Genomic DNA, 15,718 nt, shown 5'->3' with positions numbered 1-15,718 from the left:
AGCTTGCCGATCGTGCCCTCTAGAGTTCCCACCAGCAGTACCTGGAGCCGCCATGCTCATTGATCACATTTACAAGATGGCCAAGGTAGGGGTCGAAGAGGAATTTTCGTTTGAGGCCCATCGAGATGTCATCGAGACGATGGAGCGGTTCTCACGTGAGCTTGAGCGTCTGGATGAGCTTGCCGAACAGGGTCTTGTCGAAGTGCTATCGCAGCATTCGCAATCTACTTCTGGCGAAACGTACGTTGATCGCGTGCGCTTCAAACGATTGAAGTGACGTGCAGCGCTTGGCGTAGACCGCGCCGGTTCAGCGTTCAGGGCGCTGTCCACCGTAGTGCTGCCGCGCAGCGTTGATGGCGGCCTCTTTCGTCGGGTATTCGCCTTCGTAGGTCAGACTAGATTCTCGCGGGCCGTCGCCCGCAGATCGCGAGAGCCTTACGAGCGGAGCGAACTTCCCCGACGGCAAAGGCTTTGCATCAAAGTCTGGGGTCCAAGTGTTTTCCATCGCCACTCCCGTTGAAGTTTCTTCTTCAGGGCGATGCTGGAACTGAATGTGCACTGAAGCCAGCATGTCCCAACTTCATCCTTGATGAACTCTATCTCTTCGCCCCGGCTCGTGGAAGTCTGCAGGGTCAGCGCGGCGGCGCACGAGCGGCGGAAAGCTGGAGAGCACGCCGGACTCTCCAGATGATGTAAGACGAGTAGCCGGGCTTGCGTCGGAGTAGGCCGCGTCGTAGTCGGCGGGTACGTCTTTCGCCAGCGGCAGGTGCTTTTCTTGCCAATGTGGCGCATCACTTAGATGCAAGCTATGGTCAAGCCGATTTACTCGACGTCCTCGATAGAAGAAAAAATCTCTACCGGGTGCTCTGGTCTCGACGACGTGCTACGCGGCGGATTGCCGGCCGGCCATATCTACCTGCTTGAAGGCCCAGCCGGTGCCGGAAAGACAACATTGGGGCTTCAGTTTTTGCTGGAAGGCGTGCGGTCTGGTGAGCGAGTCCTGTGGTGCACCCTGGCGGAGACCGAATCTCAACTGATGGCCACGGCCCGGTCCCACCGGTGGGACCTGACCGGTGTGGATATCGTCAATCTGGCAGAAGTTGACACAGGAGAAGCTGAAGGCGATTACTCCTTCTTCTCGCCCAGTGATGTCGAACTGAACGACGTCGTCGCCAGAATCTTCCGGGTCACCGAGGAACTTCGCCCGAGCCGCGTAGTGTTTGACCCCTTCTCCGACGTGCGTCTGCTCGCACGGGATCCGCTTCGGTTCAGGCGCCAGCTCCTGCGGCTCCGCGAGCACTTCTCCGCTATGGGCGCCACAGTGCTGCTCATCCAGGAGGCCGGGCTGCATGGCAACAACGATGAAGCCGGCGAAGGTGTCGTGCACGGCATCATCAGCCTGTACCAGCATGCACCGGACTACGGAAAGCAACGCCGGCGCCTGCGGGTGCACAAGATGCGTGGCGTGGCCATGCAGGAGGGCTTCCATGACACGGCCATCCACATGGGGGGAGTGGTCGTCTATCCGCGGCTGGTCGCCAACGAGCATGACGCCGAGTCGGAGAGCGTGGGTCGGGGCACCACACTGACCAGTGGCAGTGAGGTGCTGGACGGCATGCTGCTCGGCGGCCTGGACCGCGGCAGCAGCCTGTTGGTCACTGGACCGTCTGGCATCGGCAAGAGCACGCTGTGCATGCAATTCATGAATGCCCTCGCCGAGCGCGGCGGTCGAGCTGCCGTATACCTGTTCGACGAGACCCGCCGAGTGTTTCTCTCGCGTGCGGATGCGTTGGGAATGTGTACCCGGGCTCGCGTGGACTCAGGGAACATCACGTTGCGTCAGATCGACCCGGCCGAATTTTCCCCCGGTGAATTTGCGCACCTCATCCGGCGCGCGGTGGAGGAGGACGGCGTCACGATGGTCGTTATCGACTCGCTGAACGGCTACCTGACCGCGATGCCTGACGAGAAGCATCTCGCCATGCACATGCACGAACTGTTGACCTATCTCTCCAACCGGGATGTAGCCACGCTGTTGACACTGAACCAGCAAGGCTTCGTGGGCGAGCCCAGCGGGTCGCCCCTGGACGTCACCTACCTGACCGATGCCGCAATGCTGCTGCGCTACTTCGAGGACGACGGCGAGATCCGGCGCGCCTTGTCCGTGATCAAGCGGCGCGTGGGCGGACACGAATCGACGATCCGCGAGTTCCGTATCGGACTGCCGGGGCTCCACGTGCAGGAACCGCTGCGCGGTTATCACGCCTTGCTGTCGGGTATGCCGGTGGCCAAGGGCGACGAGACGCGTGCGACATGAGCGAAGTCCAGATGCTGGCCGAGACGCTGCCGCCCATCGCCGCGGCGGATGCCCTGTGTGCGGATGTCCTTATCCTTGCGGCGCCTCGCGATGCCTCGCTCACACGCAAGCTTCTGAACGATGCCGGCGTGTGCAGCGAATACTGCGCGAACGAAGCTTCGTTGATGCAGTGCCTGTCCCTGGAGACCGGATCGGTGCTCGTGGCGGAGGAAATGTTGACCCCTTCGCTCCGTCGTCACCTGACAGCGAGCATCCGGGCCCAGCCGCCGTGGTCGGACCTGCCGGTCATTATCGTGGCCAGCGCATCCGCTGAGCATCTCCCTCTCAGCGCGGTGGCGGAGCTAGGCAATGTCGCAATGCTGCATCGGCCGATGTCGCCGGACGCGCTGCGCTCGGCGGTGTCCGCGGCGCTGCGCGCACGACGGCGGCAGTGGCAGGTGCGCGACCTGCTGCGGCAACAACGCGAGCAGGCGGAGCGCAAGGACCAGTTCCTGGCCATGTTGGCGCACGAGCTGCGAAATCCCCTGACGCCGATCCGTTATGCCGCCCATCTGCTGCAGCTGGATGAGCTGCCGCCTGAGCGCCAGTCGACGCTCGCCCGCCTGGTCGATCGGCAGGTTGGTCACATGGGTCGGATCATCGACCAGTTGCTCGACGTGTCCCGCTTGACGCGCGGGCTTGTCCAGCTCACGCGCGCGCCAGTGAATCTGTGCGCCCTGGCGCGCGATACGCTGGCGGCCCACTCGATCGCCGCGCAAGGCAGCGGCGTCCTTCTCGACTGCCGGTGCGACTGCGAAGCTTGGGTAGAAGGGGATGGCACGCGGTTGCGCCAGGTGATAGACAACCTCGTGGACAACGCGATCAAGTTCTCGTCGACCGGTGATCAGGTCAACGTGAGCTTGAGTTGCGAGGGCGATCGTGTCCAGTTGATCGTTAAGGACGAGGGCGACGGGATCGAGCCGCACCTGCAGGACCAACTCTTCGACGCCTTCGTGCAGGCAGACCGTTCGCTGGAGCGCTCGCGCGGAGGCCTCGGACTCGGTCTGGCCCTTGTCAAGGGCCTCGTCTCCCTCCATGGCGGCGAGGTGTCGATGTACTCCGCGGGCCCCGAGCAGGGCAGCACGTTCACTGTGAGCTTGCCCTCCCTGCGCGAGAGTCAGGCCGAAGAAATCATCGACGTGGACACCTCGCCGAAGACCGCGCCGGCGTCGCGCGACGTACTATTGGCAGAAGACAACGTCGACGCCGCCGACTCGCTGCGAATGATTCTCGAAGGACACGGCCACCGGGTGGCGGTCGTTCACAACGGGCCGGCTGCCCTTGAGACGCTGCGATTGAAGCGTCCGCAAGTGCTCATTTGCGATATCGGGCTTCCTGGGCTCAGCGGCTATGACGTTGCACGGGCCGCGCAAGGCGCCCACCGACCGGCACTCATGCTCGCACTGACTGGCTATGGCTCCGCCGAGGATCGCAAGCGGGCAGCCGATGCCGGGTTCGACGGGCATCTCGCGAAGCCGGTCGCGGTTCCGGCATTGTTGGCCTGGCTGTCCGCTGCCGTACTGGACACCGACCCAACCTGAAAGGTCGGGTTCTGCTCGCCGACCACAACAGTGGGCGATCCGGTCCTCCCTCAATCGTCTTCGCAGTCGATTCCCAACGTCCGCAGCACGCGCAGGCGTGTGAACCTGTCGTTCACGTCGTCAACCATCACGATCAGCGCGACGCTCCCCGCGGTCGCGAAACCACCTGACGGCGTTCTGATGGAAACCAAGTCGGCGATGAGCTTGCCGCCCGGGCAGGTCGTCGAGGCCAGTCGGATCTCGCCGACACCTTCGACATCAGTACGGCGCAACTCCATCTCGCCCACCACACGCTCTACCGGCATGACGCTCCCTCTTGGCATGGAGCGAAGTTTGCATCAGATCTTGCATATCAGCGTCCGACGAGCGTGAAGGGCCAAGACGAGCGCGCGCCGACCAGAGGCACCCAGAATGAGCGCCTGACTTTCACGATCGATGTCGACGAGCGCGCGTCTTTGTAGCTCCGCCAGCAGCGCGAGGGCCTTGGGATTGGCGCGACTGGGATCAAACGGCAGTGCACCCAGCACCTGCAGCTGTTCCTCTGTCAGGGCGCCTGTCGAGGTCACTGGGGTCGTCGTCAGATCTTCCACCCGGGCTCCCCATTCAAAGGGTCGAGTTCAAGCTTCACGTAGGCAGCGAGCATGACGTCGTCAACGTCCTGAACGATGACGACGAGGCTTGGCCTATCCGATCGATCCTTCCGCTCGAACAGGCATTTGCTGGTGTCCGCCTTTGGGTCGAGCAGAACGACGCGGTCGTAGAGCGCGAGCGTGACGCCTCCGAGGTACTTCAAGTGCAGCGCAGGCATCTGGGGCGACGTGGGTTGTTCGTCGCTTTGGCAAAGCGCATGCCGGCTGGTGAATCGGTTAGGTCATTTCCCGTAAGCGTCGCGGGGCAGAGCGCAGGCAGCCGGTTTGCCAACAGCTGCTTACATCTATCACCGGAGTCATCATGTCTGCCGATCAGCGGAAGGGGGCTGCCGTTCCAGCATCTGCAATGGAGCGTCGTACCGACAACTTCAGGCGCGAGGCCTATGAGCAGCGAGATCGCAGCAAACGTCTGGGGATGGCGAGCAGCCAGCCGAAGGCGGAGAGCAAGCTCGACACAATCGAGCCGAACAGCGCCCGTTTCATCTGAAGGCCCGAAAGGCCCGATCGACCGATGACGTCGATGCGGGCCCACTTTCCAGACACTTGCTGCGGTTGCACACCTACCGCTTCGCGGCGGGGAAAATATCGCGCTGCGGCGCCTCCTCGATTGCATGGGAGCGACGCACCGCAGCGCGCTTAGCTGGTGGAGACGGCGATCCGTCGCGGCTGCGCATGTGCTTGCTTTGGAATCCTCAGCGTCAGCACGCCATCCTTGATGCCAGCCTCGATCCGCCCGGCATCCAGTTCCCGCCCTAGTGCGAAGGCACGGCGGTAGCGTGGCGCGTTGAACTCCGCCCAAAGTCCGCGCAGGCCGTCCGGGCTCTCGACGGCGACCTCGCCTTCGATCACCAGCGTTTCTCCGTCAAGTCGGACGTCTAATTTCTCGCGCGGAACGCCAGGCATGTCCGCCAGTAACGTGATGCCGGCCGCATCCTCGAGGATCTCGACGGAGGGCTGAGCCACGCTGCGCGCGTCCGGGGCGTGGCGGCGCGGCGCGCCGCTCTCGTTCGCTGCGACTGCATCTTTGGCGCCCGACGCGCGGGTCAATTCGTTCTGTTGCGACATGACAGCTCCTTTCAGGTGTTCACAGGGTCATTGCACGTTGATGCGTTGCGGACGGGCGGCCTCGCGCAGGCCGATGCTCACGCGCAGCACGCCGTCGCGGTAGCTGGCCTCGACGTTGGCGGTGTCGGCGTCGTCCGGCAGGGTCACTGCTCGGCTGAACCGGCCATACCAGCGCTCGGCAGCGTAGACCTGCGTCGCCTCGGCGCTGCCGCGCTGGGTCGGTCGCCGTTCGCCAGATATCCTCAACACTCCGCGCTCGACCGTCACATCGATGGTTTGCGCCTCTAGGCCTGGCGCAAACGCATAGACCTCGACGGAACGCTCGGTCCGCCCGACATTGATGGGCGGAAAGCTGCCAGCGGCGGCGGCCCGGATGCCGTCAGGAAATGCTTCCGACGTCAGCGAGCGGGAGAGCGCCTGCTGCAACTGGGCGAGCTGCTCCAGTAGGCCGTGGGAACGAGGGGATGCCGAATCGAACATGAGAGACCTCCTTTCCGTGGTCGATGAAAGATGTCGACGCAGGGACGCGTCGATCGTTGAAATCGTGCGACGCAGATTCAGCCGCCCGCTCGCCATCCGACCGTCTATGGCTTGTCGGAGGGCGGGTGGTGATCGCTCGGCTTGGCGTGACCGATCAGCGCGCTCGAGGTGGCGGCCCCGCGTCGTCTCGTGGTGAGGCGGGGTCGCGCGCGAAGCAGGGGCGCTGGCCGCCCTTGAGCCGTCGCAGCGTCTCGCGTGCGAGCAGGTAGGCCTGGAGCTGCGACTGGCTCATCGGGAGACGAGGCCGTCGCGGGGAACGCTCGTCTGAAGCGTGGTCAAGGTCGTGTTGCGGTGTGGCCATGATCCAGTTCCTCGTCCGAATCGAGTTGTGGCGAATCGATTCGGATTTAGGAACTCGGACGCGCCGCTTCAAGGGGTTGAAGATCAGGGAAAACCTTAGACTTCCTTCTTCATTCGGGACGCCTATTGGGGCGTGAAGATCATGTTCGCCGAGACGTAGCTGATCGGCATGAACGTCCCGCCGCCGATGTATTGGAGCTGCAGCGCATCGCCATGCCCACCCGACAGTGAGCCGGTCACCCCCGTGGTAGTGGTAGACCGCCGCGCGCCTGCGTAAAGCGCGCCACCGGACTTGCCGCCCAGCAGGGTCAGACCGTTCGCACTGCTGGCGACCGTAGTCCATGCACCGGAATCCGCGGCGGGACGCCATGTGAGGCCCCCGTCCGGCGATTCGTACAGCGTGCCGCCGTTCGTGGCCGCCACGACGTAGCGACCATCCGCCGATGTGGCGATGGCGCGCCAATCGCGATTCATCGCCACCGCTTCCCACGTGGTACCGAAATCGTCGGACCGCCAGACTGCACCGGTGTCGACTGTCGCGTAGAGCCGCCGGCCATCGGCCGACGCTGCAGAGCCCCACCAGAACTGTGCAGTCGCGCGCGCATTCCAGGTCACGCCGTAGTCGGTCGACACGTACAGCTGCGCTCCGTTGGTGCCTGCGATCAACACGCGTCCATCGGCGGACGAGTTGACGGTCCGCCAGGCACGGCTACTGTCGCGCGCTGTCCAGCTACTGCCGCTGTCAGAGGAGGTCCAGATCTGGCCGAGATAGGCCGTGGCCACGAGATGCGTGCCGTCCGCCGAACTGGCGACGGCGCTCCACGCCCGGCTGCTTCCGTCGTTGGACCAATTGAGCCCGCCGTCCGTTGACAGGTACAAAGCTCCCCCGTTGGTCGAGGCCAGCAGCTTCAGTCCGTCGGACGAAACGGCGACGCCCGACCACGTCTGCCCCGTCAGTCGAGGCGTCCAGTTAGCGCCGGCATTTTCTGAGGTGTAGAGCTCACCGGACGACGAGGTGGCCACCTGCCGTGCACCGTCGGCCGACATGGCCGTGGCGGTCCACGCACCCATCGGCGTCAGCGCCGCCCAGCTCACTGCGTTTCCGCCGGGCAGTCCGATCGTAGTGATGCGCTGGCCCGCATTCTGCGCGATCGTCCAGCCGCCGGTGCCGACGCCGGTGATTTTGATCCAGTCCCCGATCGTGGGCGACGCCGGTAGAGTGATGACGACCGCGCTATTCGAAGCGGCCAGATAGCCGGTGTTCGATTCGGCCTGCGCGGTCGCTCCCGTCACAGTCACCCAGCGCGTGTCCGCCGGCGCGGCGCTGCAGGCGTAAGCGGTGGACGACACTTCTCCGACGTCCAACACGCCGTTGCGGTTCCCGTCTTGGCCCGACTGCACGCGTTGCCCCCCGTAGGTGCAGTTCGCGCCAGGCAATTCCGCAGCCACTGCGACCAAGGCGTCGAGGCCGGGGGCGCCACTCGGGCCACTCGGGCCACTGGGACCGCTGGGACCCGTAAGGCCCGTTGAACCGTTCGAGCCGTTCGGGCCATTGCACACGTAGGCAATGCTGCTGATCTCGCCGGAGTCCAGCGCACCATTGCCGTCGCCATCCAGCCCGGCAAGCACTGCCGAACCACCCTGCGCACAATTCGCGCCAGCCGCTTCAGCGCGGACTCGTACCAGCATGGACTGACCTTGGACGCCGGTGCTTCCGTTCACACCGTTGCAGACGTACTGGGTGTTGGACACCTCGGCGTTGGCGAGCTGGCCGTTGTGATCGGCGTCCGTGCCGGATTGGACGCGAGTGCCGCCCGCGGCGCAATGAGTGCCTGCAGCCTCCGGGGCGACGCGGACCAGCGTCGCGGCCATCGTTGCGGGATTGGCTTCGGGCGTGGCATCGTCATCCGATGACCCGCCGCCGCACGCCGTCAGCGTAGCCGTGGCGACGGCGAACGCCGCGATGCGAAGAGACCAGGAGGAGCGAATAGACGCAGTATCGAGAATGCGACTATCGGTGATGACATGAAGCATGACGGCGGTGGCGCATCCCGCTGTCGCACCATGCGGCAGCTTCCTTGAGGCGCGGATGGTGAAAGTATCGTCAGGCCCGAAAGAATCAGTATCCCGTCCAACCATGTGGACGCGGAAGTTACAGGAGCGTATGCCCCCCACGACGGAGCGAGTTGGTCAGTCGCGAGCCGGGCTGGTCCAGCGGGGAGACGGTGTGACGCCGGTCTCTGAATCCGATTGCAGTGCGGTGAGCCGTATGAAATGCGCTCCACCGATCTCACGCGCTCGCGTCGCGGCAACCGACGGACAAGTGCCGCGAGGTGGCGCACCGACGAATCGACCGCAGGTGTTGAAAGCGCCGCTCGGTGCCAACTGCCCTCAGTTACCGTTGCGCTTGAATATCACTGAAACAGCCGAGGCGCGGCGTTCTCGTGAGATCCATCAGCAGAGGTCGACTCAACCGCCAAAGTGCGGCGATGGATGCGGTCGACCCACGCCTGAGTTTGCGAGTTCAGAGCATCGAGGTCGCTGGGGCGGAAGTGCCGCAGCGTGTGCTCAATCTGGTGCTCGAAGCAACGCTTGAGTTCACCCGGATCGGGGTGGGTGTCCACCACAGCGCAGAGGACAGACTGGAGCTCTGTAGCCTGCAGATGAAGCGCGCATAGCGCCTGCGTCATCGTTTCGACGTGACGTTGCATCGCAGTGAGTGCAACCACGACGGGATCCTCTTCGGCATGCTCATGGTCCGGACTCATCGGGCACCTCATCAAGTGAAGAACTGATGGACCAGCTGTGGCATGTCCCGTGCCCGTCGAGGAACTACGACGCGCTGCCATTGATGAGGGTGCAGCACGTGCACCGGCACTGGCTCAGTCGGGCACCAAGATCTACAACTGGCCGCCGCGAGGCGCCTGCGTCAACAGCCGCGACCAGACTTCATCGCCACCAACATCGAGAGCGGCGACAGCAGATCGAGCAGAGCATCCAGCGCTACCTCGCGGCGTGATCAACTCAAGAATGAGCCAGGCAGGTCGACGGCATCGCATTCCGGACCCAAATCCTCGCGCTCAATGCGGCGATCGAAGCGGCGCGCAGGCGCATCGAGTCCAGAGGCCATCGCGTCCCCACAAGAAAAGTAGCTGTGGCCGTAGCGGAACTCCGCCAATGTCGCGCCCCCTGTCTCCTGTGCGACGGTCAGCCGCCAGCAGATCATCGGCTCGACGTCGCCCTGAGGGAATGGCCAGATGTAGACCTGATCCCCCTCAGAAGTCGTTGTCGACCTTTCTTTGTACCTGCACTCGCATGGTTTGTCTGTTGAGCTCCAAAGCCAGCCCGTCGCGGTCCAAGCCCGGGTCGGCTACCAGGTCCAAGTTGTCAGCCAAGCCCATCGCCCACAGGGCGCGCAGATAGGTTCCTAGCCCGGTGGAGAGCTTGCCTGACTCAACCGCTTCGATGGCAGTGCGGCTCAGGCCCGCCCGATCGGCCAGGTCCTGCTGGCGCAACTTGCGCCGGATGCGAGCCACCCGGATGCGCTTGCCCAGCTGTGCAGCCAGATCCGTTACCGTGCGCGGAACGGGGGCCGTAGGAATGAGCCTGCTCTTCATGGAGCGCATTATGCGGGATTACGCTGTTTATAGAACGCACCGTTTAGCGCGCGGAACGGCGATAAACGCCGTGGGTCAGCCGCTTGAGTGACGTTGCGATGCCATCGAACTTGGATCTGTGACGGATCGAACGCACTCGGCGACTGCGGAAGACGTGGGCTGGACAAGCCTCGACGTTGCATATACTGTATAAAAATACAGTCTTTATCCAGCAGCCTATGTCGCCCGCTTCGCCCGGGTTGGCGGGAGCGTCGCCTCCTGTCAGCCTGATATCGCCCCATCAGAATGCCGTTGCACACGTGCATAACCCGCTTGCGCCCGGAGTAGAAGCTGCGTTGTGGCGAGGAGATCAGCTGGGCAGCTTGGTGACAGAAGTCGAGCCCACCGGGTTCGCGGAGCTGGACGCGGTGTTGCCCGGCAACGGTTGGCCCTGTGCAGCGCTCACGGAAGTATTGGTCAGCCAGTTTTCAGTGGTCGAGTTCCGCCTACTGGGATCGATGATTGCGGCTTTTACCCAGCGCGGCCAGACCGTCGCGCTGGTCGGTCCGACGCTTTCACCGCACATGCCGGGCCTGCGTCATGAGGGGGTCGACGAGCGATATCTGGTCTGGGTGGACGTTGACACGCCTAAGGATCGGTTGTGGTCGACCGAGCAGTTGGTGAAGGCGGGCAGCTGCGGCGCCGTCATCGCCTGGCTGCCGCTTGTACGAGCTGAGCAGATCCGACGGCTGCAAGTACTTTCGGCTCGGTGCAAGGGCCCGGTCTTTGTCTGTCGCCCCGAATCCGCAGCTCGGGACGCGTCCGCTGCGCCCTTGCGTATAGCGGTCCACGTGGACACCGACTGGCAGATCACTGTCGAGGTGATCAAACGCAAGGGCCCGCCCATGGATGGCCAGCTGCGACTGATGTCCATGCCTGGCGGGCTGAACAGGATCATGACCCCGAGGCTGCGCTATCCCAGCCGCCTCGTTGCCGTTGAGCCAAGTCATGCTGTGGACAGCCCTGTTGCTGCCGCCGTGCGCAAGCCAAACGTCGCCCTCGAACCTACCCAATCGTGACGCGCTTCGAGCGGTCGCCGTGTGGGCGTTGCAATTCACGCCTCGCGTTGCTGTCTCCGAAGACGCCGTCCTGATGGAGGTCGAGGCCAGCACCCGCCTGTTTGGCGGCAAGCGTGCCCTGCGCGACCGAGTCGTCGCGCAGGCTGATGAGCTCGGCGTCGTACAGGTTGCGTGGGCCACGACCTCGCTCGCCGCCCACGCGCTGGCCCGGAACGGAATAGAGAACGGCTTCAAGCGCCCCCTTGAGACGATGCTCGATGCGCTTCCGATGGAATGCCTTACTGCAGTTCGACCGCACGCGACCACGCTGGCCCAGACGGGCTGTCGCACGCTGGGCGACCTCAGGGCCCTGCCGCGTGGCGGTCTGAGCCGACGGTTCGACAAGCAGCTGCTTCAAGCGCTCGATTGGGCCTACGGGCGGGCGCCGGAGGTGCATGTTTGGGAGACGCTCCCCGACTCGTTCGCTGCCAAGCTAGAACTTCCCTTTCGCGTCGAACATGCACCCGCGCTGCTTCAAGGCGCGCGTCGCCTGCTCGTACAGATGTGTGGATGGCTTGCCGCGCGCCACGCCGGCGTCACCTCGTTCACTCTGCGTTGGTGGCACGACACGATGCGGTCCAAAGATGCTGGCGAGGGCGGCTCGCTCACCGTAGGAACCGCCGACCCCAGCCGAGACCTCGAGCACCTGTGCCGATTGCTGGCGGAGCACCTCGCCAAAGTAGCGCTGGCCGCACCTGCGGGTGACTTGGCTCTCACTGCAGATCAGGTCCACGATCAAGCCGGCACCAACGCATCGCTGTTGCCAGATACGGTGCAGGACGCAGAGTCGCTGCATCTAGTGCTCGAACGCATGGCCGCAAGGTTGGGACCAGCAGCGGTGCGGCGCTGCGTCACGCGCGAGGACCACCGTGTGGAGTGGATGGGCCATTGGCAGCCTGCAGCAAATCCGCACCCGCGGAAGGTTCAGGCCAGTACGTCGCTTCCTCAGCCCACCTGGGTTCTAGCCGAACCGTTGAAGCTGGCCGTGCGCAAGAACCGTCCCGTGTATCAAGGTGAGTTGCAGCTTCTGGCCGGACCCCAATGCGTAGAAGCCGGCTGGTGGGATCGTGACGAAGCATTGGACCAGGGACGGCTGGTCGTGCGCGACTACTGGTTGGCCGAGTCCAGACACGCGGGGCTGCTGTGGATCTTCCAGGCGAAGCTCGACGATGGCGTCGCCTGGTTCCTTCATGGCGTGTTCGGCTGAGTGGCGGGACGTCGTGGGATGACGACGCAGTACCACCCATTGGCCGATCCATTCGTGCGCGAAGGTGAGGACCGGCGCAAACGGCGGTTCGACATCTGTAGGCTGATTGCAGGAGAACCGCGAGTGCGGCCGGCATTCCGGCAGGTAGCGCGATCAGGAGCGCCATCGTGATTCCAGAGTATGCGGAGCTCCGCTGTGCGTCGAACTTCACCTTCTTGAAGGGCGCGAGCGCGCCAGATGAACTGGTCCAGCGCGCGAAGGCCCTCGGTTATGCGGCGATCGCGATGACAGACGAGTGCAGCATGGCTGGCATCGTGCGGGCTCATGTCGTGGCCAAGGACGTCGGCATCAAACTGCTCGTCGGCAGCCAGTTCAAGGTCTCCGGCGCGGCGCCATTCACGCTGGTCGTGCTTGCCACGAATCGCAACGGCTACGGGAATCTGTGCGAGTTCATCACCCATTTGCGACGCCGCTCTCCCAAGGGCACCTACACCCTCAACCTTGAAGAAGTTGACAGCAAGACTCTGGCGGATTGCTTGGTTGTGGCAATCCCAGAGCGCGAATGCAGCCAGGATCAGATGGCGAGCATCGCGCGTTGGCTCCTGAGCAACTGGGTGGGCTGCTGCTGGCTGGGATGGGAACAGCTTCGGCGCATGGACGACGAAGTGCAGCTCTTCAAGCTGCGCGAGTGCAGTGAGCTCACCGCAGTGCCCGTAGTGGCCGTGGGCGACGTTCACATGCACGTGCGCTCGCGCAAGGCGCTCCAGGACGTCATGACCGCCACGCGACTGAACTTGCCGCTGACCGCTTGTGGGCTGCAGCTCAAACAGAACGCCGAACAGCATCTGCGGACTCGCAGACGCATCGCGGAGCGATGTCCCGCTGAGCTCATGGAGGAGACGCTGCGGATCGCGGCACGCTGCGACTTCTCGTTGGACGAACTGAAATACCAGTATCCAGAGGAGGTCGTACCCGAGGGAGAGACGCCTCAAAGCTACCTTCGCCGCATCGTCTACACGGGCGCGGGGCGCCGGTGGCCACGCGGCATCCCCGCCAAAGCTCAGGAGCAGATCGAGCACGAACTGACTTTGATCGAGGAGATGAAGTACGAGCACTACTTTCTGACCGTGTACGACATCGTTGCATTCGCCAGGTCGCAGGGCATCCTGTGCCAGGGCCGCGGATCTGCTGCGAATTCGGTGGTCTGCTACTGCACCTTCATCACCGAGATCGACCCGCTGCGAAGCAGCATGCTGTTCGAACGCTTCATCAGCAAGGAACGGGGTGAGCCGCCCGACATCGATGTGGACTTCGAACACGAGCGGCGCGAGGAGGTGATTCAGTACCTTTATCGCAAGTACGGGCGCGAACGCGCGGCCCTCACTGCGATCGCGACCAGCTACCGACCGCGTAGCGCACTGCGCGACGTGGGCAAAGCTCTCGGGTTCGAGGACGCCGTTTTGGAACAGCTCAGCAAAGGCATGAGTCATTGGGATCTCGACATCAGCGATGAGCTGCTCGCGGAGGTCGGCCTCGACAAGAGCAGGCTAGCCGTGCGCCAGTTGCTGTTGTTGACCGAGCAGCTCATGGGTTTCCCGCGGCATCTGAGTCAGCACCCTGGGGGCTTTGTGCTCACCAACGGCCCCTTGTCGCGGATCGTGCCGATCGAGAACGCGGCGATGGAGGATCGCACGGTGATCCAGTGGGATAAGGACGACCTGGATCTGATGGGGCTGCTGAAGGTGGATGTGCTGGCGCTGGGCATGCTGACCGCCTTACACAAAGCACTGGACTTCATCGGCGCGCGCAAGGGCCACGTCTTCGAGATGCAGGACATCCCAGCCGAGGATCCTGCGACCTACGACATGATCTGCAAGGCAGACACCGTCGGCGTGTTCCAAGTCGAGAGCCGCGCGCAGATGAGCATGCTGCCCCGTCACCGCCCGCGGTGCTTCTACGACCTAGTAGTGCAGGTCGCGATCGTGCGCCCAGGGCCAATCCAAGGCGGCTCCGTGCACCCGTATCTTGACCGGCGCAGCGGCAAGGTGCCGGTGGTCTACCCGAGCCCGGAGATCGAGCAGGCGCTTGGCCGCACCCTTGGCATCCCACTGTTTCAGGAACAGTGCATGCAGCTGTCCATCCTGTGCGCGGGCTTCACCGCCGGTGAGGCGGACGGGCTTCGTCGCGCGATGGCGGCGTGGCGTCGAACGGGAAGCCTGGACAAATACGAGCCGCGCATCATTGGCGGCATGCTCGAGCGGGGCTACACCGAGGCGTTCGCCAAGAACGTCTTCGAGCAGATGAAGGGCTTCAGTAGCTACGGATTCCCGGAAAGCCACGCTGCCAGCTTCGCCCTGTTGGTCTACGCGTCCTGTTGGGTGAAGAAGCACCATCCGGCTGAGTTCCTCGCTGCCATGCTCAACAGCCAGCCGCTGGGCTTCTACAGCCCCAGCCAGCTTGTGCAGGACGCGCGGCGCGCGGGCGTTGAGGTGAGAGCTGCTGATGTGCTTCACAGCGACTGGAACTGCACGCTGGAGAACATCGACCACCAGCCCGCGGTCCGGCTGGGCCTGCGGCTGGTTGACGGTCTCAAAGCCGAGTCGGCCCAACGTATCGCCCAAACGAGGCAGACCGTCTATTTCAAAAGCGCGGAAGAGCTGGCACGCGTCGCCGAGCTGGAACAGCATGAGATGCGTCAGTTGGCCGCTGCAGATGCGCTGCAATCGCTCAGCGGTCATCGCCGCCAGCAGGTCTGGGACGCCGCGGCGCTCAAGCGTGCGCCACGGTTGTTGCGCCAGGCACCCGTGGACGAGCCAGTACTGGAACTCGCGCCTGCAGCCGAAGGCGAAGAAGTGATTTGGGACTATCGCACCCTAGGCCTGACTCTTCGCAGCCATCCTCTCCAACTCCTACGCCCGCTCCTGACCAAGCGAAAGTTCTGTACCGCGAAGGACCTCGCTGCGATGCCGAACGGTAGGACGGCGCATTACTGCGGCATCGTGACGCTTCGCCAGCAGCCGGGCACTGCCAAGGGCGTGGTGTTTCTGAGTCTTGAGGATGAGACGGGAAACGTGCAAGTGATCGTTTGGCCAAGCGTCAAGGAGAAGCAGCGAAAGGAGCTGCTGCGGTCTCGACTGATGGCCGTGCATGGCACATGGCAGCGCCAGGGCGACGCGTGCAGCTTGGTTGCCAGCCGGCTGGAGGATCTCTCTGATCTTCTAGGTAAGTTGGAAACCAGCAGTCGCGACTTTCGTTAAAGGAACGGTATGTGAGGCTCTGGTCACCTCCTCAAACCGGCGAGCTAGACGCCCCTTTTTGCCCCTCCAGTGCCGCGCAACCGGTCTT

General features: G+C 63.7%; 16 protein-coding genes. 7 read left to right on the top strand and 9 right to left on the bottom strand.

Annotated features, from left to right (window positions below):
• The first annotated feature begins 52 nt into the window (after positions 1-52).
• Positions 53-277, top strand: a complete 225-nt coding sequence (locus ACQZ13_RS00170; protein WP_431049282.1) for a hypothetical protein — start codon at positions 53-55, stop codon at positions 275-277.
• 30 nt (positions 278-307) lie between these two features.
• Here ACQZ13_RS00170 and ACQZ13_RS00165 read toward each other — a convergent pair whose 3' ends face one another.
• Complete coding sequence (locus ACQZ13_RS00165; protein ID WP_431049281.1) at positions 308-571, bottom strand: hypothetical protein; 264 nt, start codon at positions 569-571, stop codon at positions 308-310.
• Positions 572-808: 237 nt separating this feature from the next.
• On the opposite strand from ACQZ13_RS00165, the gene ACQZ13_RS00160 reads away from it, so the two are divergent.
• Both ACQZ13_RS00160 and ACQZ13_RS00155 read left to right on the top strand, forming a co-directional pair.
• Positions 809-2,317, top strand: a complete 1,509-nt coding sequence (locus tag ACQZ13_RS00160; RefSeq protein WP_431049280.1) for an ATPase domain-containing protein — start codon at positions 809-811, stop codon at positions 2,315-2,317.
• The gene (locus tag ACQZ13_RS00155; protein WP_431049279.1) at positions 2,314-3,897 is read left to right on the top strand and encodes an ATP-binding protein; all 1,584 of its coding nucleotides are present in this window, start codon (positions 2,314-2,316) and stop codon (positions 3,895-3,897) included. Before ACQZ13_RS00160 ends, ACQZ13_RS00155 begins: the two co-directional genes overlap by 4 nt.
• Before the next feature lie 50 nt (positions 3,898-3,947).
• Here the strand turns inward: ACQZ13_RS00155 and ACQZ13_RS00150 are convergent, their stop codons facing one another.
• From ACQZ13_RS00150 to ACQZ13_RS00140, 3 genes are read right to left on the bottom strand one after another with little or no spacing between them, the layout of a single operon-like run.
• Positions 3,948-4,202: a hypothetical protein gene (locus tag ACQZ13_RS00150; protein WP_431049278.1), complete on the bottom strand. Its 255-nt coding sequence runs from the start codon at positions 4,200-4,202 to the stop codon at positions 3,948-3,950.
• A gap of 33 nt (positions 4,203-4,235) precedes the next feature.
• Positions 4,236-4,487 carry a hypothetical protein gene (locus ACQZ13_RS00145; protein ID WP_431049277.1) on the bottom strand — a complete coding sequence of 84 codons (252 nt, stop codon included), beginning with the start codon at positions 4,485-4,487 and terminating at the stop codon, positions 4,236-4,238.
• On the bottom strand, positions 4,475-4,705 hold the full coding sequence (locus ACQZ13_RS00140) for a hypothetical protein (protein ID WP_431049276.1): 231 nt from the start codon (positions 4,703-4,705) through the stop codon (positions 4,475-4,477). The genes ACQZ13_RS00145 and ACQZ13_RS00140 overlap by 13 nt, the downstream gene beginning before the upstream one ends.
• A 143-nt stretch (positions 4,706-4,848) precedes the next feature.
• On the opposite strand from ACQZ13_RS00140, the gene ACQZ13_RS00135 reads away from it, so the two are divergent.
• Positions 4,849-5,034 carry a hypothetical protein gene (locus tag ACQZ13_RS00135; protein ID WP_431049275.1) on the top strand — a complete coding sequence of 62 codons (186 nt, stop codon included), beginning with the start codon at positions 4,849-4,851 and terminating at the stop codon, positions 5,032-5,034.
• Positions 5,035-5,183: 149 nt separating this feature from the next.
• Here the strand turns inward: ACQZ13_RS00135 and ACQZ13_RS00130 are convergent, their stop codons facing one another.
• From ACQZ13_RS00130 to ACQZ13_RS00110, 5 genes are all read right to left on the bottom strand, one after another.
• A complete protein-coding gene (locus ACQZ13_RS00130; RefSeq protein ID WP_431049274.1) occupies positions 5,184-5,612 on the bottom strand; it encodes an Hsp20/alpha crystallin family protein in 429 nt (142 codons plus the stop codon).
• A 27-nt stretch (positions 5,613-5,639) separates the two neighbouring features.
• Positions 5,640-6,092, bottom strand: a complete 453-nt coding sequence (locus ACQZ13_RS00125) for an Hsp20/alpha crystallin family protein (protein ID WP_088405808.1) — start codon at positions 6,090-6,092, stop codon at positions 5,640-5,642.
• Between the two features lie 483 nt (positions 6,093-6,575).
• On the bottom strand, positions 6,576-8,486 hold the full coding sequence (locus ACQZ13_RS00120) for a WD40/YVTN/BNR-like repeat-containing protein (RefSeq protein WP_431049273.1): 1,911 nt from the start codon (positions 8,484-8,486) through the stop codon (positions 6,576-6,578).
• 380 nt (positions 8,487-8,866) lie between these two features.
• On the bottom strand, positions 8,867-9,220 hold the full coding sequence (locus ACQZ13_RS00115; protein ID WP_088405806.1) for a hypothetical protein: 354 nt from the start codon (positions 9,218-9,220) through the stop codon (positions 8,867-8,869).
• A gap of 507 nt (positions 9,221-9,727) precedes the next feature.
• Positions 9,728-10,069, bottom strand: coding sequence for a helix-turn-helix domain-containing protein (locus tag ACQZ13_RS00110; RefSeq protein WP_431049272.1), 342 nt, complete (start codon positions 10,067-10,069; stop codon positions 9,728-9,730).
• Between the two features lie 218 nt (positions 10,070-10,287).
• Between ACQZ13_RS00110 and imuA the strand changes: the two genes are divergently transcribed.
• The 3 genes from imuA (at position 10,288) to ACQZ13_RS00095 (ending at position 15,630) form a co-directional block, all read left to right on the top strand.
• A complete protein-coding gene (imuA, locus tag ACQZ13_RS00105; RefSeq protein WP_431053424.1) occupies positions 10,288-11,127 on the top strand; it encodes a translesion DNA synthesis-associated protein ImuA in 840 nt (279 codons plus the stop codon).
• On the top strand, positions 11,057-12,373 hold the full coding sequence (locus ACQZ13_RS00100; protein ID WP_431049271.1) for a Y-family DNA polymerase: 1,317 nt from the start codon (positions 11,057-11,059) through the stop codon (positions 12,371-12,373). The genes imuA and ACQZ13_RS00100 overlap by 71 nt, the downstream gene beginning before the upstream one ends.
• 164 nt (positions 12,374-12,537) lie before the next feature.
• Positions 12,538-15,630, top strand: a complete 3,093-nt coding sequence (locus ACQZ13_RS00095; protein ID WP_431053422.1) for an error-prone DNA polymerase — start codon at positions 12,538-12,540, stop codon at positions 15,628-15,630.
• The last annotated feature ends 88 nt before the right edge of the window (positions 15,631-15,718 follow it).

Source organism: Roseateles sp. L2-2, from assembly GCF_050613215.1.
Lineage (GTDB): Bacteria > Pseudomonadota > Gammaproteobacteria > Burkholderiales > Burkholderiaceae_C > Roseateles > Roseateles noduli.
This window is presented reverse-complemented; position numbering and strand designations above follow the sequence as displayed.